16 protein-coding genes are annotated in these 17,921 nt (G+C 71.4%); 5 read left to right on the top strand and 11 right to left on the bottom strand.

Annotated elements, in window-relative coordinates; translation table 11 throughout:
- The first annotated feature begins 14 nt into the window (after window positions 1-14).
- Window positions 15-1,601, top strand: a complete 1,587-nt coding sequence (locus tag AB0C12_RS01950; protein ID WP_360543122.1) for a methyl-accepting chemotaxis protein — start codon at window positions 15-17, stop codon at window positions 1,599-1,601.
- Between the two features lie 73 nt (window positions 1,602-1,674).
- Here AB0C12_RS01950 and AB0C12_RS01955 read toward each other — a convergent pair whose 3' ends face one another.
- Genes AB0C12_RS01955 through AB0C12_RS01970 form a run of 4 tightly spaced genes read right to left on the bottom strand, consistent with a single transcriptional unit; the run spans window position 1,675 to window position 6,807 of the window.
- On the bottom strand, window positions 1,675-3,006 hold the full coding sequence (locus AB0C12_RS01955) for an extracellular solute-binding protein (RefSeq protein ID WP_360543124.1): 1,332 nt from the start codon (window positions 3,004-3,006) through the stop codon (window positions 1,675-1,677).
- A 35-nt stretch (window positions 3,007-3,041) separates the two neighbouring features.
- Window positions 3,042-3,902 (bottom strand): carbohydrate ABC transporter permease, encoded by an 861-nt coding sequence (locus AB0C12_RS01960; protein ID WP_360543126.1) that lies wholly within the window; start codon window positions 3,900-3,902, stop codon window positions 3,042-3,044.
- Window positions 3,899-4,828, bottom strand: coding sequence for a sugar ABC transporter permease (locus AB0C12_RS01965; protein WP_360543128.1), 930 nt, complete (start codon window positions 4,826-4,828; stop codon window positions 3,899-3,901). The genes AB0C12_RS01960 and AB0C12_RS01965 overlap by 4 nt, the downstream gene beginning before the upstream one ends.
- Window positions 4,825-6,807 (bottom strand): beta-galactosidase, encoded by a 1,983-nt coding sequence (locus tag AB0C12_RS01970; RefSeq protein ID WP_360543130.1) that lies wholly within the window; start codon window positions 6,805-6,807, stop codon window positions 4,825-4,827. The genes AB0C12_RS01965 and AB0C12_RS01970 overlap by 4 nt, the downstream gene beginning before the upstream one ends.
- Before the next feature lie 137 nt (window positions 6,808-6,944).
- Here AB0C12_RS01970 and AB0C12_RS01975 point away from each other — a divergent pair, with 137 nt between their 5' ends.
- Complete coding sequence (locus tag AB0C12_RS01975) at window positions 6,945-7,964, top strand: LacI family DNA-binding transcriptional regulator (protein WP_360543132.1); 1,020 nt, start codon at window positions 6,945-6,947, stop codon at window positions 7,962-7,964.
- A gap of 111 nt (window positions 7,965-8,075) precedes the next feature.
- On the opposite strand, the gene AB0C12_RS01980 is transcribed toward AB0C12_RS01975, so the two are convergent.
- The gene (locus AB0C12_RS01980) at window positions 8,076-8,921 is read right to left on the bottom strand and encodes an AbfB domain-containing protein (protein WP_360543134.1); all 846 of its coding nucleotides are present in this window, start codon (window positions 8,919-8,921) and stop codon (window positions 8,076-8,078) included.
- A gap of 221 nt (window positions 8,922-9,142) precedes the next feature.
- On the opposite strand from AB0C12_RS01980, the gene AB0C12_RS01985 reads away from it, so the two are divergent.
- Complete coding sequence (locus AB0C12_RS01985; protein ID WP_360543136.1) at window positions 9,143-10,270, top strand: hypothetical protein; 1,128 nt, start codon at window positions 9,143-9,145, stop codon at window positions 10,268-10,270.
- Between the two features lie 82 nt (window positions 10,271-10,352).
- Here AB0C12_RS01985 and AB0C12_RS01990 read toward each other — a convergent pair whose 3' ends face one another.
- The 4 genes from AB0C12_RS01990 to AB0C12_RS02005 form a co-directional block, all read right to left on the bottom strand.
- Window positions 10,353-10,628: a chaplin gene (locus tag AB0C12_RS01990; protein WP_360543138.1), complete on the bottom strand. Its 276-nt coding sequence runs from the start codon at window positions 10,626-10,628 to the stop codon at window positions 10,353-10,355.
- 113 nt (window positions 10,629-10,741) lie between these two features.
- Window positions 10,742-11,692, bottom strand: coding sequence for an alpha/beta hydrolase (locus AB0C12_RS01995; RefSeq protein WP_360543139.1), 951 nt, complete (start codon window positions 11,690-11,692; stop codon window positions 10,742-10,744).
- Window positions 11,693-11,714: 22 nt separating this feature from the next.
- On the bottom strand, window positions 11,715-12,569 hold the full coding sequence (locus AB0C12_RS02000; protein ID WP_360543141.1) for a hypothetical protein: 855 nt from the start codon (window positions 12,567-12,569) through the stop codon (window positions 11,715-11,717).
- A 140-nt stretch (window positions 12,570-12,709) separates the two neighbouring features.
- Window positions 12,710-13,333 carry an NAD(P)/FAD-dependent oxidoreductase gene (locus AB0C12_RS02005; protein WP_360543143.1) on the bottom strand — a complete coding sequence of 208 codons (624 nt, stop codon included), beginning with the start codon at window positions 13,331-13,333 and terminating at the stop codon, window positions 12,710-12,712.
- Window positions 13,334-13,596: 263 nt separating this feature from the next.
- On the opposite strand from AB0C12_RS02005, the gene AB0C12_RS02010 reads away from it, so the two are divergent.
- Window positions 13,597-15,630 carry an EAL domain-containing protein gene (locus tag AB0C12_RS02010; protein ID WP_360543145.1) on the top strand — a complete coding sequence of 678 codons (2,034 nt, stop codon included), beginning with the start codon at window positions 13,597-13,599 and terminating at the stop codon, window positions 15,628-15,630.
- Window positions 15,627-16,529, top strand: a complete 903-nt coding sequence (locus AB0C12_RS02015) for an ABC transporter substrate-binding protein (RefSeq protein ID WP_360543147.1) — start codon at window positions 15,627-15,629, stop codon at window positions 16,527-16,529. The genes AB0C12_RS02010 and AB0C12_RS02015 overlap by 4 nt, the downstream gene beginning before the upstream one ends.
- 7 nt (window positions 16,530-16,536) lie before the next feature.
- Here AB0C12_RS02015 and AB0C12_RS02020 read toward each other — a convergent pair whose 3' ends face one another.
- Together AB0C12_RS02020 and AB0C12_RS02025 are read right to left on the bottom strand one after the other, a co-directional pair.
- Window positions 16,537-16,785 (bottom strand): hypothetical protein, encoded by a 249-nt coding sequence (locus AB0C12_RS02020; RefSeq protein ID WP_360543149.1) that lies wholly within the window; start codon window positions 16,783-16,785, stop codon window positions 16,537-16,539.
- A gap of 163 nt (window positions 16,786-16,948) precedes the next feature.
- Complete coding sequence (locus AB0C12_RS02025) at window positions 16,949-17,824, bottom strand: helix-turn-helix transcriptional regulator (protein WP_360543151.1); 876 nt, start codon at window positions 17,822-17,824, stop codon at window positions 16,949-16,951.
- Window positions 17,825-17,921 lie beyond the last annotated feature (97 nt).

Below are 17,921 nucleotides of genomic sequence, written 5' to 3' on the forward strand. Positions count from 1 at the left end.
GAGGAGAGTCGTCGATGGCCAGCGTTCGCGCCACCCGGTGGTTCCTGGATCTTTCCGTCCGGGTCAAGCTGACCGTGCTGGTCGCCGCGAGCCTGGTGGCCCTGGCCGGCTGCCTGGTGGTGACGGTGGTCAACAACCGCAACGCCGAACGGACCGCCGACCGGCTGGAGACGCTGACCTCGGCCAGCGCCCTGGTGCTGCAGCTCGACCGGGCGGCCAGCGAGCTCAAGGTCAACGGTCTGCAGTCGGTCATCCGGTCCGACGCCAAGGCCCAGGCCGCCCTGCTCAAGGAGCAGGTCGACGCCACGAACGCGCTGGTGACCAAGCTGGAGGCGGTGTCGCTGCCGGGTGGGCTGGCCGCCGCCGTGGAACGCATCAAGACGGTCGCCGCCGATTACACCGCCACGCTGACCCGCTTCGTGGCCGGGGCCGGGGTCGACCAGGGCGCCGCCCGCCTCTCCTGGGAGCAGATCGGGGTCGACAACTACCTGATCAGTGCCGTGCTGGCCAACGAGCGGGCGCTGTTCCTGGACACCGTCGAGCGTTCGCAGCGGTCCGCCGCCGCGAGCCGGGAACGGGCCGAGCGCATCCTGTGGATCGCCGTGGCGCTGGCCGCCCTGGTCGTCTGCCTGCTCGCGTACGTGGTGGTGCAGTCGATCACCCAGCCGTTGCAGCGGGTCCGGACCGCGCTGCGGGCGATGGCCGACGGCGACCTCACCGTCGGCGCGGACGTCACCGGCCGGGACGAGGTCGGGCAGATGGCCCAGGCCCTGGACCAGGCGCAGGCCAACATGCGCCGGGTGGTCTCGTCGGTCGCCGGTTCCGCCGACTCGGTCGCCGCGGCCGCCGAGGAGATGTCCGCGACCTCGACCACCATCGCCAACTCGGCCGAGCTGTCGGCCGGCCAGGCGCACACGGTGTCCCGGGCCGCGGCCGGCGTCTCCGAGAACGTGTCGAGCGTGGCCAAGGGCACCCAGGAGATGGGGCAGTCGATCCGCGAGATCGCGCAGAACGCCACCGCGGCGGCCGAGGTCGCCGGCAAGGCCGTCTCCGTCGCGGAGGCCACCACCGCCCAGGTCGGCAAGCTCGGCGAGTCCTCGGCCGAGATCGGCAACGTCATCAAGGTGATCACCGCCATCGCCGAGCAGACCAACCTGCTCGCCCTCAACGCCACCATCGAGGCGGCCCGGGCCGGCGAGATGGGCAAGGGCTTCGCCGTGGTCGCCTCCGAGGTCAAGGACCTGGCCCAGGAGACCGCCCGCGCGACCGAGGACATCTCCCGCCGGGTCCAGGCCATCCAGACGGACACCACCGGCGCGGTGACCGCGATCGGCGAGATCAGCTCGGTCATCGCGGAGATCAACGACTACCAGGCCACGATCGCCAGCGCGGTTGAGGAGCAGACCGCGACCACCGAGGAGATGAGCCGCAGTGTCGCGGCCGCGGCCGCCGGTGCGGGTGACATCGCCGCGAACATCACCGGGCTGGCCGACGCCACTCAGGTCAGCACCGAGGGCATCGGGCAGTCCCGGCAGGCGGTCGTCGAGCTCAGCGGCATGGCCCACCACCTGCAGTCCCTGGTCAGCCACTTCAAGTACTGACCGGCAGCCGCCTGCGGGCCCGGACGTCCGGCACGAGGCCGGGCCCGCGGCCCGCAGCCGGATGATCGTCAGGTCACTCCTTGACCGGGATCGCCTGCGACTTGAGTGTCTGGATCGTGGACGCCTGCGCGGCGGTGAGCGCGTCGTTCAGGGTGCCCTTGCCGGAAACGGCGGCCTTGAACCCGTCGGAGGCGTTGGCGTAGGTGGCGGTCATCGTCGGTCCCCAGGTGAAGTCCGGGGTGACCTGGCCGGAGGCCTCGGCGAAGACGTCGTAGATCGGCTGGTCGCCGTAGAACTTGACGCCCTGCTTGAGGGCCGGCAGCGAGGCGCCCGCCTTGGTGGCCGGGTACAGCTGCGCCTTCTCGTTGAGCAGCGTCAGCGCCTCCTCGGAGGTGTTCAGCCACAGCGCGAACTGCGCCGCCTCGTACGGGTGCTTGGAACCCTTGAAGACGGCGGTCGACGAGCCGCCCCAGTTACCGGCCTTCTTGTCCCCCGCGGCCCACTGCGGCATCGGGGCGACCTTCCACTTGCCCGCCGTCCGCGGCGCACCGGTGGCGATGGAGTTGGCTCCCCAGACCGCGGAGACCCAGGTCCAGGCCTTGTCGGTGTTGTAGGCGTTGTCCCACTCCGGGGTCCACGGCGGCACCGCCGAGACCAGCTTCTTGTCGATCAGGCCTTGCCAGTAGTCGGCGACCTTCTTGGTGTTCGGGTCGTCCAGCGAGACCGTCCACTGGTTGCCGTCGTTGGTGAACCACCGGCCGCCGGCCTGCCAGGCGAGCCCGGCGAACTGGTTGATGTCGCTCTGCGAGAAGTTGGTGATGTAGCCACCGGCGGCCTTGACCTTCTCGGCGGCCGCGGCGTACTCGTCCCAGGTGGTCGGCGGGGCGATGCCGGCCTTGTCGAACAGGTCGGCGCGGTAGAACATGGCCATCGGGCCGGAGTCCTGCGGGATGCCGAAGACCTTGCCCTGCTCGCCGAACGTGACCTGGTTCCAGGTCCAGTCCACGAACTGGTCCTTGGCCGCGGCCACGATGTCGCAGCCGCCGAGGTCGGCCAGGCCGTCCTGGACCCGGAAGCTGGGCAGCGCGTCGTACTCGATGTGTCCGAGGTCGGGGGCGTTGCCGGCCTTGAGCTGGTTGAAGAAGTTCTGGTAGGTGCCGCCGTTGCCGTTCGGGCCGGTCTGCACCTTCACCTGGATGTTCGGGTTCTTGGCGTTCCAGACCTCGACGACCTCCTCGAGGTTCGGGATCCACGAGGTGTAGGTGAGGGTGACCGGGCCCGACGACGGCTTGCACGACGCCGCGGCGGTGTCCGTGCCGGAGTCGTCGCCGCCGCCGGATGAGCAGGCGGCCAGCAGCAAGGCGGAGGTCAGCAGCACGCCGGCCGACCGGAGGGATGCGCGCATAACGTTTCCTTTGTGATGGACGGGATGGAGGCGGATCACTTGACTGCTCCGGCGCCGATACCGCTGCGCCAGTAGCGTTGGAGGAAGAGGAAGGCGACCACCAGGGGCGTGATGGAGAGCAACGCGCCGACGATCACCAGGCCGCGCAGTTCCGGGATGGTGCTCACCTGGCTGTTCCAGGAGTAGAGGCCGAGCGTCACCGGGAAGAGCCGTTCGTCGCTGAGCATCACCAGCGGCAGCAGGAAGTTGTTCCAGACGGCCACGAACTGGAAGAGGAAGATCGTCACCAGGGCCGGGAACATCAGCCGGACCGACACGGTGAAGAAGCTGCGGACCTCACCGGAGCCGTCGAGCCGGGCGGCCTCCAGCAGTTCCTCGGGCACGCTCGCGGTCGCGTAGATCCGGGCCAGGTAGACCCCGAACGGGTTGACCACGCTGGGCAGGAACACCGACCAGAAGGTGTTCGTCGCCTCGACCTTGCTGAAGATCAGGAAGAGCGGCAGCGCCAGGGCACTGGCCGGCACGAGCACGCCGCCCAGGACGACGTTGAACAGCGTCTCGCGGCCGGGGAAGCGGTACTTGGCGATGGCGTAACCGCACATCGCGGCGAGCAGAGTGCCCAGCAGCGCGGCCCCGCCGGTGTAGAGCAGGCTGTTGACCATCCAGCGCAGGAACACCCCGTCGCCGTAGGACAGCAGTTCGCGGATGTTGGCGCCGAGGTTGAAGTCGGCGAACCAGATCGGGTTGGTGCCGGTGATCTGTTCCCGGCTCTTGGACGAGCCCACGAACAGCCACCAGATCGGCACCAGGAAGTAGACGGTGCAGACGCCCATGACGATCATCGCCGCGGTCCGGGAGAGCAGGCTCTCGCGCGCCTTCAGGCCGGGGGCGCTCACCGCTCGCTCCGGCGCTGGGTGGCCTTGAGGAAGGTGAAGGACAGGGCGAACGTGGCCAGCGCCAGCACCACGGAAAAGGCCGCCGCCAGGTTGAAGTTCGGGATCGACGAGGTGGAGTAGACAGTGAGGTTCGGCGTGTAGGTGCTCGACACCGCGGAGCTGAAGCTGCGGAACACCTGCGGCTCGGCGATCAGCTGCAGCGTGCCGATGATCGAGAAGACGGTGGTCAGCACGATCGCCGGCAGCACCAGCGGGATCTTCACCGACCAGGCGATCCGGAACTGCCCCGCCCCGTCGATGCGGGCCGCCTCGTAGATCTCGGTGGGGATCGACAGCAGCGACGAGTAGATGATCAGCATGGTGTAGCCGACGTAGACCCAGGTCACGACGTTGGCCATGGCCCACAGCACGAGGTCGGCGCTGAGGAAGTCGACGTTGGCCGTGAGCGCGGTGAACGGCGACAGGTTGGGCGAGTACAGGTAGCCCCACATGATCGCGGCGACCACCCCGGGCACCGCGTACGGCACGAAGAACGCGAGCCGGAAGAAGCGCCGGCCCTTGACCAGTCCGGAGTCGAGCAGCAGGGCCAGCAGCAGCGCCAGGCCCAACATCACCGGCACCTGGACGACGCCGAACAGCAGCACCCGGCCGACCGATGCCCAGAACGGGCCGTCGGCGAAGACCCGCTCGTACTGCACGAGCCCGCCGAAGACCTCGCGGGCCGGTCCGAAGGTGCCGGTGCGCTCCAGCTTGTACAGCGACTGCACGATCGCGTACCCGATGGGCACCAGGTAGAAGAGGACGAACAGCACCCCGAAGGGCACGACGAAGAACAGCACTGCCCGGGTGTGCCGGGAACGGCGCGGGCGCGGCAGCCCCGCCGCGGGCGGAACCACCCCGGCGACCGCCTTCTCGGTCACGGTCATCCGATCGGCTCCTCTCTGACGACACGGACGGCACCGGCGCCGACCTTGAGCAACCCGGGTACGGCCTCCCCGGTGACCAGGTCGCGTCCGGTGACGGGGTGCTCGATGTCCTGCCGGCCGTGATTGATGACGAAGACGTAACTGCGGTCGCCGCCGGTGCGGCGGACCACCTCGACGGAGCCGTCGTTCTCCGGACCGGTGGCCCGGACCCCGGCCCCACGGACGGCGGCGCGCAGGAGATCCCGCAGGCCGTCGTCGTCCAGCGCGGTGGCCACGTACCAGGAAGTGCCCTGGCCGTGGCTGTTGCGGGTGACCGCCGGGACGCCCGGCAGCGGCCCGTCGGCGTAGCGGTCGACGATCTCGGCGGTGGTGGCCCGCAGGTGCTCGGTCCAGAGCGTGGCGGTCGCTCCCCCGGTGAGGGTGACCTGGTGGCCGGGCAGCAGCGGGAAGAACTCCTCGGCGACGACGCCCAGCATCTCCCGGAACGCGCCCGGGTGGCCGCCGAGCCGGACCCGGTCGGCGAGGTCGACGATGCCGCTGTAGAACGTCACCACGGCGTGCCCGCCCTCGGCCACGTACGTGTTGATCACGGCGGCGTCCGCGTCCGAGACCATGTGCAGGCAGGGCACGATCACCAGGCGGTACCGGCTGAGGTCCGTACCGGGAGCCACCACATCGGCGGTCACGCCGAGCCGGCGCACCGCCCGGTAGGCCGCGTGCACCTGGTCGAGGTACCGCACGTCCTGCGACGGGCGGGCCTCGGTGTCGGTGGCCCACCACGACTCCCAGCTGAACAGGATCGCCACCTCGGCCCGCACCGTCGTGCCGGCCACCTCGGCCAGCGCGTCCAGCGTCGCGGACAGCTCGAGCACCTCGCGCCAGCCGGCGGTGTCGGTGCCGGCGTGCGGCACCAGCGCCGAGTGGAACTTCTCCGCACCCTGGGCCGAGGCCCGCCACTGGAAGAAGCAGACCGAGTCGGCGCCGCGCGCGACGTGGGTCAGTGAGTTGCGCAGCATCTGCCCGGGCAGCTTGGCCAGGTTGTACGGCTGCCAGTTGACCGCGCCGGTGGACTGTTCCATGAGCATCCAGGGCCGTCCGCCGGCCAGCCCCCGGGTGAGGTCGGCTGCGAACGACAGCTCCGCGTCGGGGTCGCCCAGACGGTGGTCGAGGTAGTGGTCGTTGGCGACGACGTCCATCTCCGGCGCCCAGCTCCAGTAGTCCAGCGCGCGGATGTGCGCGGTGACCATGAAGTTGGTGGTGACCGGCGCGCCGCTGTACCGGCGCAGGACGGCCGCCTCGGCCCGGTAGTGCTCGAGCAGCGCGTCGGAGCTGAACCGCTGGAAGTCCACGAGCTGACCCGGGTTGCGCAGGGACAACGCGAGCCGGGGCGGCTGGACCTCGGTGAAATCGGCGTAGCGCTGGCTCCAGAACGAGGTGCCCCAGGCCTGGTTGAGCGCGTCGATGCTGCCGTAGCGGCGGACCAGCCACACCCGGAACGCCTCGGCGCTGGCCTCGTCGTAGCAGAGCGCGTTGTGGCAGCCCAGCTCGTTGGAGACGTGCCAGAGGGCGATCGCCGGGTGGTCGCCGTACCGGCGGGCGACCTGCTCGACCAGGGCCAGGGCGTGCTCACGGAACACCGGCGAGCTGGGGCACCAGGCCTGCCGGCCGCCCGGGTGGCGGGTGGTGCCGTCGGCGACCACGGGCAGGATCTCCGGGTGCCGGGTGGTCAGCCAGGGCGGCGGGGACGAGGTACCGGTGCCGAGGTTGATGCGGATCCCGTTGTCGTGCAACAGGGCGATGATGGTGTCGAGGGTGCTGAAGTCGTACTCGCCGGGGCGGGGCTCGATGCTCGCCCAGCCGAAGATGTTGACGGCCACGAGGTCGATGCCCGCCGTACGCATCAGCGCGACGTCCTCGGCCCACACCTCCGGCGGCCACTGCTCGAAGTTGTAGTCGCAACCGAGGCTGATGCCCGCCATCGGATCCCCTTCCCACGCCACGTGTGTGCACGTGCACACATTGCGCCGCGACACCAGGGCCGAGTCGGATGTGTGAACGTGCACACACTAGGCACGGCCCGCGGACCAGGTCAAGAGCCCGGTCCTACACTGCTCAGGTGGCCCCGCCGAGCAAGCCCAGACGCGCCACGGTCCACGACGTCGCCGCGGCGGCCGGGATCTCGCGTGGCACGGTCAGCCGCGTCCTGAACGGCGGCTACGTCTCGGCCGAGGCCCGGGCCGCCATCGAGGCCGCGATCGCCGAGGTCGGCTACGTGCCCAACACCGCCGCCCGCAACCTGGTGATGCGCCGCTCCCAGGCGGTCGGCTTCCTGGCCCTGGAACCGCACTCGCTGCTGCTCGACGACCCCAACATCGGTGCCATCATGCTGGGCGCCAACGAGGTCCTCTCGGTCGCCGACCACCAGATGGTCAACCTGGTCGTCGACTCGGCCCGCGACACCGAACGGGTGGCCCGCTATCTCAGCGGCGGCTTCGTCGACGGGGCGATCATCGTCTCGGCCCGCAGCCACGACCCGATCACCCGGGTCATCGCCGAGCTCCGGCTGCCCGCGACCTTCGTGGGCCACCCGCCGGACCTGCACCGCAGCATCCCGTACGTGGGCATCGACAACGTCGGCTCGGCCCGCGCGATCACCGAACGGCTGGCCGCCACCGGCCGCGAGCACATCGCGATGATCGCGGCGGCGCTGGACCGCGACTCCGGCGCCGACCGTCTGACCGGCTTCCGGGCGGCGCTGGGTGACCGCTTCGACCCGCGGCTGGTCGCGGAGGTGCCGCTGTACGACTACGCGTCCGGGGTGAAAGGCATGCGGGAGCTGCTGGCCCGCGAGCCCCGCATCGACGGGCTCTTCGCCGCCTCGGACGCGCTGGCGGCGGGGGCGCTGGAGGTGCTGCGGGACGCTGGTCGCAGCGCGCCGGGGGACATCGGGGTGGTCGGCTTCGACGACAGCTCGTGGGCGTTGCGCACCCAGCCGCCACTGTCAACGGTGCACCAGCCGGCGCGGGAGATCGGACGGAACGCGGCGGATCTGGTGCTGCGGCAGCTGCGCGGCGAGGAGCCGGCGCCGGGCAACGTACTCCTCCCGACGCCGATCGTCTGGCGCGCCTCAGCCTGACCCGGCCGCAGACCGCCGGAGGCCTCGGGCCGCCCGCCGGCGCCCGCCGCAAGCCGGCCGCCGCGCCGCCACCGGCGCCGGGCCGCGGCCGCGGGCCGCGGGCCGCGCGGCTCAGAGTGGCGGTCGAGTGACGAAAGCCTGAGCCGCGGCCGGGGTCACCCGGTTCAGTGACAACACCGCGTCACTTTCGGTCACGTAGCGGTCCGGGGCGCTCCGGCTGCGCAGCACGAACCCGCCGTCCCCCGCCGGCACCGCGCAGAACGTCGCGTCGGCGTCGTACCCGCGGCTGCCGTCCGCGCGTTCCAGCCGCAGAGCCGACTCCCGCGAGCGCAGGAAGTAGCCCGGGTAGTTGTACGACTCGAACGACAGGCAGGCGGCGTCACCGCGACCCGCGCGCGCCGTGAAGCGGGAGTCGGCCCGGTCCAGCTCCCGGCTGGCCGGTCCGACCGGGTCGATCCGGGCCACGAAGTCGCGGTGCCGGACCCGCCGGCCACGCTCCCCCACCGGCTCCAGCCCGAGCTCCTGGCCGACCACCGGCAGGACGACGGCCGGCGCGGCCGACGTGGAACGCACCGGGCTGCCGGCCGGGGTGCGCGGCGGTGGCACCACGTCGCGGACCCGGGTGGTCGCCGGTGGCGCGGGGCGGTCCTCGGGTGAGGCGGCGGGCGACGGCCCGCTCGGCTCGACGGTCACCGGCGGCACGGTCGGCAGGGCCACGAAGAGTGGTCCGGGACGCTTCTCGTCGCGGGAGGTGACGGCCAGTCCGACCGCGGCGAGCAGGGCGATCACGGCGGCGGCGACCACGACCGTACGCGTCCGGCCCGGCGCGGTGGCCCGGTGCGGCGCGGGAGCCGTGACAGCGGCCATCGGGACGCCGGCCGACGTACGCGGGGGTGGGGCGAAGTGCTGGGGCGGTGGTACCCACTCCTCGGCGAGCGGGCCGTCCTCTGGCGACATCCGGATCCGTTCACTGGGCACAAGACTGCGGGACGCCGCGCGGGCGGTGCAGCAGCAATATTCGGGGCAAAAGCGGACCGTGGCAAGAGGCAATCCTCGGTTCACCGTCAGTGATCGATCCGAACCGCACTCCCATCCGTAGTCACGAGGGAATCACCACGCGCCGACGACCGCGGCGAACCCGCGGCCGGCGGTGCTTGCCCTCGAGGGAGCAACGCGCAGTGGACAACCCCGTACCGGCAGACCCGGACGCCCCGTACCGGCGTCCCGCCGACCCGACGCCGCCCACGCTGCCGTCGATCTCGGACTACTGGCCCGACGCGCCGCACCGCATCGGTCCGCCCGCCGACCACTACACCGACGAACCCACGAAAGCAGCGGTCGACGCCCTGCTGCGCTCCGGCACCCGCGAAGGCATCCGCGAAGGCACGCGCGAAGGCACCCGCGAAAGGATCCGCGAAGGCGACCGCACCGGCCGCCCGAACGGCACCGACCACCTCACCTTCGCGCCGCCCCGCGGGTCGAAGCGGGCCCTGCCGGCGGTCCTGGCGCTGGCCGCCGTACTCGTGGCCGGGGCCGGCTTCGCCGGTTTCGTCCTCCTCGGCAGGGATGCGCCCCCGGCCGCGCAGGCCCCGCAGCCCGATGCCGAGGCACCACCGCCGGCGACCGCGCCGCCGCAGACCATCGAGCCGCAGACCATCGAGCCGCAGACCGACCCGCCGTCCTCGGCCCCGGCGCCCGCCAACGTGATCTCCGCGCCCGCGCGGGGCCGCGCCGAAGCCGCGTTCGAGCTGGTCAGCAACACCGCGGTGATCGACCTGCGGACCGGGGACATCGGCGGCGACCTGTACCGGATCACCACGCCGCAGGACGGCAGCGTGGTGCCACGCGCGCAGGTCAACGCCAAGGGCGTGCGGCTGTTCCTCGACGAGAAGGCCAAGCGGCCCGACGCGGCGGTCACCGTGCTGCTCAACGCCGAGGTGCGGTGGAGCATGCGGATCACCGGCGGGATCAAGGCCGGGGTCTTCGACCTCGGCGACGCCAAGGTGGACGCGGTGGACCTCGCCGGCGACGCGGCGCGCATCGATCTGACGCTGCCGCGGCCTGACGGCACGCTGCCGATCCGGTTGTCGGGCGGGGTGAACCGCTTCGAGGTCTCCACGGACCAGGGCGTGCCGGTACGGGTACGGGCCCGCGGCGGCGCCGGTCAGGTGAAGCTGGACGGGCGCACCGACGACGGGGTGGCCCGGGGTGCCTCGTTCCTGTCGCCGCACTGGGCCGACAGCAAGAACCGGATCGACCTGGACGCCGTGGCCGGGGTCGGCACGCTGCGGGTGGGCCGCGGCTGAGCCGGCGGGGCCCGAGGGGGCCGGACCCGAGGTGGTAGGTGCCGTCCGTGGGCGACGGCCGGCACCTACCCGGGTCGGGTGATCAGTTGTTGACGCAGCCGGCGTTGCTGTTGGCCAGGCCGAGGATCGCGATGCTGTTGCCGCAGACGTTCAGCGGGATGTGCACCGGGAAGTAGGCCTGGTTGCCGTTCAGCAGGCCGACGTTGCCACTGCTGTGCTGACTGCCGTGGTGACCCTTGTTGTGGTGGTGGTTGTAGTCGTAGTCGTCGTCGTAGCCGTGCGCGCTCGCGGGGGCCGAGAACGCCAGGGCGGCGGTGGCCACTCCCACGATCAACGCGAAGCCTCGAACCAGTTTCATGACGAACCCTTCTCTTGCGGACAGGTACTGAGATCAAGCTAGCGGCCTCTTTGAGGTGTTTCGCACCTTTTAGGAAAATCCGCCACGATTCAGTACCCGCCGCCGCAGAGGGGTCAGGCCAGGGCTCGGCGCAACGCGTCGGTCCGGAGCGCCCACGTACGCCGGGACAGCGCCGCGTCGGCCGCGAAGGTCTCGGCCGCGTGATAGCTCCCCGGGTGCACGTGCAGCTCGGTGGGCACCCCGGCCGCCATCAGCCGCTGGGCGAAGGCGATGTCCTCGTCGCGGAACATGTCCACCGTGCCGACGTCGATGAAGGCCGGTGGCAGCCCGGTCAGGTCCTCCGCGCGGGCCGGGGCGGCGTACTGGTCGGCCTCCTTGCCACCCAGGTACCAGGCCCAGGCCTCGATGTTGCCGGCCCGGTCCCAGATGCCGATGTCGGTGATCTCGTGGCTGGACGCCGTCTCGTTGCGGTCGTCGACCATCGGGTAGATCGGCATCATGAACCGCAGCGCCGGGCCACCCCGGTCGCGGGCCATCAGCGCGGTGGCGATGACCAGGCCACCGCCGGCGCTGCCGCCGTAGAGGGCGAGCCGGCCGGGGTCGATACCGAGCTCGTCCGCGTGCGCCGCGGTCCACACCAGACCGGCGTAGCAGTCCTCGGCCGGGGCCGGGTGCGGGTGCTCCGGGGCCAGCCGGTACTCGACCGAGACCACGACCGCGCCGACCTCGTCGCAGAGCAGGGTGGCGGTCGGGTCCTCACCGGCGATGTTGCCGAGGATCATCCCGCCGCCGTGGATGAAGTAGATACCCGGCAGGGTGCCGGTGGCGTTGCGCGGCCGGTAGATCCGTACGGTGATGTCAGGGTCGCCGACCGGCCCCGGCACCGTCCGGTCCTCCTTGACCACGTTCGGGTTCTCCGGCACCTCGATGGCGCCGAGCAGCGCCTCGACGGTGGCGCGGCGCTGGACGATGTCCGGGATGGCGTTGAAACCACCGGGCAGGGCCTCGAGCAGACCCTCCAGCGGTACGGCGACCTCAGGGTCGATCAGATGACGTCGGGACATGGGTGCTCTCCTTCGCGGATCGTCAGACGGTGAGGGCGAAGCCCTCGTAACCCTTCGCGGCGACCTCGTCGCAACGCTTGCGGTACGCGCCCACCCCACCGGCGTACGGCATGAACACACGCGGCTTGCCGGGCACGTTGGCGCCCATGTACCAGGAGTTCGCCTTGGGGTAGAGCGTGTAGCCGGCGATCTCGTTGACGTGCGCCACCCAGTCGTCCTGGGCCTGCGGGGTGGCCTCGATGGTGCGCAGCCCCTCGGTGTCCAAATGCCGGATGACCCCGGCCACCCAGTCGACGTGCTGCTCGATCGAGACCACCATGTTGGACAGCACCGACGGGCTGCCCGGGCCGGTGATCATGAACATGTTCGGGAAGCCGGCCGACCCGAGGCCCAGGTACGTCCGCGGCCCGGCCTGCCAGGTCTCCTTGAGCGAGACGCCGTCACGGCCGCGGATGTCGACGTTGGTCAGCGCACCCGTCATCGCGTCGAAGCCGGTGGCGTAGACGATGATGTCGGCCTCGTACTCGCGCTCGGCGGTCCGTACGCCCTTCTCGGTGATCTCCACCAGCGGCGTGCGCCGCAGGTTGACCAGGTGCACGTCGGGCCGGTTGTACGTCTCGTAGTAGCCGGTGTCCAGGCAGGGCCGCTTGGTGCCGACCGGGTAGTCCGGGCACAGGTCGTCGGCGACCTCGGGGTCCTTGACGATCTCGTGGATCTTGCGGTGGATCCACCGTTTCGCCGTGTCGTTGGCCGCCTGGTCGGTCGCCAGGTCGGTGAAGGTGGAGAGCAGGTTGACCAGGCTCCCGCTCTCCCAGGCCGCTTCGAAGATCGCGTCGCGTTCCGCGTCCGAGACCTCCAGCGCGGACTTCGTCGGCACGGTCACCGGAATGCCGGCGGCGGACTCGCGCTGGGCCTGCCGGTACGCCCGGTAGCTCGCCTTGCGCTCGGCGATCTCGTCCGGCCGCAGCGGCCGGTTGCGCGCCGGCAGCGAGTACGCCGGGGTGCGCTGGAAGACGGTCAGGTCCGCGGCCTGCTCGGCGATGACCGGATCGACTGCACCCCCGAGGAGCCGGTGCCGATGAGCGCGACCCGCTTGCCGGTGAAGTCCACGCCCTCGTGCGGCCAGTGCGCGGTGTGGTAGGTCGCGCCCTTGAACGTCTCCAGCCCCGGGATCTCCGGCATCTTGGACGCGGACAGGCAGCCGGTGGCCATCACGAAGAACCGGGCGCTGACGGCGTCGCCGTGCTCGGTGCGGACGAGCCAGGTGCCGGCCTCCTCGTCCCAGGTCGCGGCGGTCACCCGGGTCCGGAAGACGATGTCGCGGCGCAGGTCGAAGCGGTCGGCGACGTGCCGGGCGTACTTGAGGATCTCGGGCTGGGTCGGGTAACGCTCCTCCCACTGGTACTCCTGCTCCAGGTCCGGGGAGAAGGAGTACGAGTAGGCGAGGCTCTCCACGTCGACCCGGGCACCGGGGTAGCGGTTCCAGTACCAGGTGCCGCCGACGTCGGTGCCGGCCTCGAAGACGACGACGGACAGGCCCTGCTCGCGGAGCTGGTGCAAGAGGTACATGCCGGAGAAACCGGCCCCGACGACGACGGCGTCGACGGACCGTGGGGTGGGTGGGGCTTCGGAAGCGGACATCATGCCTCCCGGGGTACGGCTGCGTACGAGATGCCGGTGCCGGCGGCGGGCGCACACCCTGCAGTGCGTGCGTCATCGCGGCGCGGCCGGCGGTGCGGAACGCGCGCTGGGGGCAGCGCGGACGGGAAATCTGTGCGGTCGTGTGACCTGTCCCACAACGTAGAATGCATCCTGCATGCAAGTCAATGTTTCCGCTTCGTTGCGACAGGCCCGCGACCGCGCCAACCGCTTCAGTCGGCCCCGGCGGCGTCGATAGAGGGACCATGAGGCGCAGCGGGAAGGGCCGGGGCACCAGCGCGGGCTCGCGCGTGTTCCTCGCCTATGCCGCGGCCAGCCTGGTACTGGTCGGGCTGCTGGGCGTGCTGCTCGTGCAGGGCTACCGCGACGACGCCGCCCGGCAGAGCGCTGACCAGGGCCGCGCTCAGGCCTCGGTCATCGAGGAGATGGCCGTCGCCCCCGCCCTGGACGGCGCCGATCTCGCGGCCGGGCTCACCACGGACCAGCGGCAGCGCCTGCAGGAGGCCACCGACCTCGCGATCTTCCACGGCTCGGTGCTCAGCATGCGGCTGCGCAGCTTCGCCGGGCAGGTCGCCTTCTCCGACGACGGCTCCACCGCCGGCGGCATCCCGGTGACCGCCCCGGCCTTCCGCGAGGCGGCCGCGGGCCGTACCGACGTCGCGGTCGTCGCCGACTCCCGGCGCAGCTCCGGCATGGTCATCCGGGTGCTCCAGCCGGTCATCGTCGGCGCCTCCGGGCAGGCGGTGGGGGTGCTGGAGCTCTACCTGCCGTACGACGCGATCGCCGCGCATCTGCACCGGCAGATGTACGTCACCTACTGGCGGCTCGGCGCGGCCCTGGCCGGGTTGTACCTGGTCCTGGCCCTCATCGCGTGGTCCACCTCGCGGTCGCTGCGCCGCTACGCCTCCCGGCAGGAGCACGAGGCGCTGCACGACGCACTGACCGGCCTGCCCAACCGGGCCGCCTTCCGCTCGCGCGCCCGGGAGACCGTCGCCGCGGACGGTCCCGGCGGCGCCGTCGTGCTGGTCGACCTCAACCGCTTCAAGGAAGTCAACGACACGCTGGGTCACCACGCCGGGGACGAGTTGCTCAGAGTGGTGGCGTCCCGGCTGTCCGGCGCGCTCGGCGGCACCGGCACCGTGGCCCGGCTGGGCGGCGACGAGTTCGGCCTGATCCTGCCGGGGCTCCCCCGCGACGCGGTGCTGGACCTGCTCGAGGCGGCCCGCGGCGAGCTCGGGCAGGAGACCCTGCTCGACGGCGTCGCGCTGCGCATCGAGGCCAGCTTCGGCGTGGCGTTGTACCCGGAGCACGGTACCGACGTCGAGGAGCTGCTCCAGCACGCCGACGCCGCGATGTACCAGGGCAAGCGCGGCACCACCGACATCGTCCTGTACGACCGCAGCCAGGTCGCGCAGCCCGCCCACTGGCTGATGGTGCAGACCGAACTGCGTCACGCGCTGGAGCGCGACGAGCTCGTCCTGCACTACCAGCCCAAGGTGCGCCTGGCCGACGACGGGATCAGTGGCCTGGAGGCGCTCGTGCGCTGGCAGCACCCGCAGCGCGGGCTGCTGTCGCCGGTCGAGTTCCTGCCGGCGGCCGAGCAGTCCGGGCTCATCGAGCCGCTGACCGCCTGGGTGCTGCGCCGGGCCCTGCAGGACCAGGCCGGCTGGACGGCGCTCGGCCAGCAGTGGCCGGTGGCCGTCAACGTCTCCGCCCGCAACCTCGAGGCCCCCGGTTTCCCGCGGGTCGTGGCGGCGTTGCTGGCCGAGCACGGCACGCCGGCCGGGCGGCTGCTGCTGGAGATCACCGAGACCGCGCTGGCCGGGGACGCCGCGACGGCCGCCGACGCGGTGGTCGAGCTGACCGCGCTCGGCATCGGGGTCTCGGTCGACGACTTCGGCATCGGTTACACCAGCCTGTCGCAGCTGCGGTCCGTACCGGTCGCCGAGGTCAAGATCGACCGCAGCTTCGTCACCGACCTGGACACCGACGCGCCGAACCAGGCGATCGTCCGCTCGGTGATCGCCCTGGCCCACGGGCTCGGCCTGCGGGTCACGGCCGAGGGCGTGGAGACGGCGGCGGTCAGCGACTGGCTCGCGGACGCCGGCTGTGACGACGCCCAGGGCTACCTGTTCGCCCGGCCCACGGCCTGGCCGCACCTGCTCGACCTCTACCTCAACCCGCGTGGCAGCGGCCGGCACGCCCGCGCCGAGCTCGCCACGGAAGCCGCAACCGCGCCCACCGAACCCGCACCACTGAGCACCGGAGGTCTCCGATGAAGCACTCGACCCGCCGCCGCGTCCGCCTGGCCACCGCCGGCATCGCGCTGGCCCTGGCCGCCGGCGGCTGCGGCTCGGCCTCCGCCGGCACGGATGACACGGCGACCGGCGAAGTGGCCGTGGACGAGCAGATCCGCGCCATGCTGCCGGACGCCGTCCGCGACCGCGGCAGCATCCGGCTGGCCACGGACCCCAGCTACGCGCCGATGGAGTCCTACGCGCCCGACGGCCGCACGATCATCGGCTTCGACGCGGATCTCGCCGCGGCGCTCGGCTCGATCACCGGGATCCAGGTGGAGATGGTTGCGGCCGACTTCAGCTCGGCCATCGACGAGACCGTCAAGGGCACCTACGACGGCGTGCTCTCCTCGATGACCGACACCGCGGAACGCGAGAAGCTGGTGGACTTCGTCGACTACTTCTCCGCCGGCACCGCGATCGTCGTCCAGCGGGGCAACCCGCGCGGCATCTCGGATCTCAAGGACCTGTGCGGCCAGGTCGTGGCGGTGGAGAAGTCCACTGTGCAGGCCGACCTGCTGCGCCGCTCCCAGCCCAGTTGCGGGGCGAACAAGATGATCATCAAGAACTTCAAGACCAACGCGGACGCCCTGCTCCAGGTCCGCACCGGGCGGGCGGTCGCCATCCTGAACGACTATCCGCCGGCCGCCCACCTCGCGACCGACGCGCGGACCCGCTCGTACTACCAGCTCGCCTCGACCGTGCAGTACGAGCCGGGCCTGATGGGACTGGCCGTGGCCAAGGACAACACCGGACTGCGGGACGCGCTGCGCGCCGCGCTGGACTCGCTCATCCGGTCCGGGCGCTACACCGAGCTGCTGCAGCGCTGGGGCCTGATGAACGGTGGGCTCGCGTCGTCGTCGATCAACGCGGGCAGCTGACGCGGGCTCAGGATCGCGTGTTGCGCGGCAGGGCGGACAGCCGGCGGCCCCGGACCAGGGCCTGCCGGCGTCCGATCTCCCGGCCGTCCGGAGTGAACTCGATGCCCTCGACCTCGTACCAGTTCTCGCCGTCGCGCTGGACCGGCCTGTTCCAGTCGACACGTTCGACGCGCAGGTCCAGGGAGCCGGTGCCGAAGCAGTAGTCCGTCTCCGCGAAGTGGCTCACCGGCCGGTTCGGGCCGCGATTGGCGTCCATGGCTTCACTCCTCGTCCGGTAACCGTGCACGTGCCCAAGCATCGTCATATGCGCGGGCCGACGCAAGGCCGGATGCACGTGCATATGCACACTGGAGCAAAAGTGGAAGATCCGCCGGGCCGGCCCGCCGTTCGGACGATGCCCGGCGTGTCGAACGTGACTGTCAGCGCGCGATCTGATGCAGCGCGTCGTCGAGCATGGCCGCCGTGCGCTCCGGAGGCTCCGCCTCCAGACAGGCCCGCTCCATCGCGATCAGGTAATGCTCCACGTCACCGGGCTTGTCCAGATAGATCGCCCCGGTCAGCTGCTCGACGTAGACCACGTCCGGCAGCTCCGGCTCCGAGAACCGCATGATGGCGAACGGGAAGTCGGCCGGCCCGGCCGCTCCCTGATGGAACGGCACGATCTGCAGCCGTACGTTCGGCCGCTGGGCCGCCTCCAGCAGCGCCCGCACCTGCGCCCGCATCACGTCGCGGCCGCCGATCTCACGCCGCAGCACCGCCTCGTCGAGCACGGCCCAGAACTGCGGCGGGTCCGGCCGGGTCAGCACCCGCTGCCGGTTGCACCGCAACTCGATGCGCCGCTCGATCTCCGCGGCCGGCGCGGTCGCGTGCTCGCGCCGCAGCACGGCCCGGGCATAGTCGGCGGTCTGCAACAGACCCGGCACGTAGTGCGCCTCGTACGCCCGGATCAGCGACGCCGCCTCCTCCAGGCCCAGATAGGACAGGTACCACGGCGGCACGACCTCGCCGAACTGCCGCCACCAGGCCGGGGCGTTCGCCCGCCGGGCCAGGCTCAGCAGCGCGCTGCTCTCCGGCTCGCCGACGCCGTAGAGGGTGAGCAGGTCAGCCACGTCGCGTTCCTTGAAAGGGACGCGGCCGAGCTCCATCCGGCTGATCTTCGACTCCGACCCGCGGATCTCCCAGCCCGCCGCCTCGCGCGAGATCCCCCGCGCCTGACGCAGGCGCCGCAGCCGCACGCCGAGCTGGATGCGCAGGGCCGTGGGACCACTGCGGTGGTCCTGCTCCGTCGAAGTCATTGTCTCCTCCCTGCCCACCACTGTGCCCCGCTGCACGTGCATACAACCGTGCAGTGTCCACGGAAGATGCGCAACCTTCTGCACGATCATCGAACCC

This window comes from Actinoplanes sp. NPDC048967, assembly GCF_040649415.1.
In the GTDB taxonomy this organism is placed as follows: domain Bacteria; phylum Actinomycetota; class Actinomycetes; order Mycobacteriales; family Micromonosporaceae; genus Actinoplanes.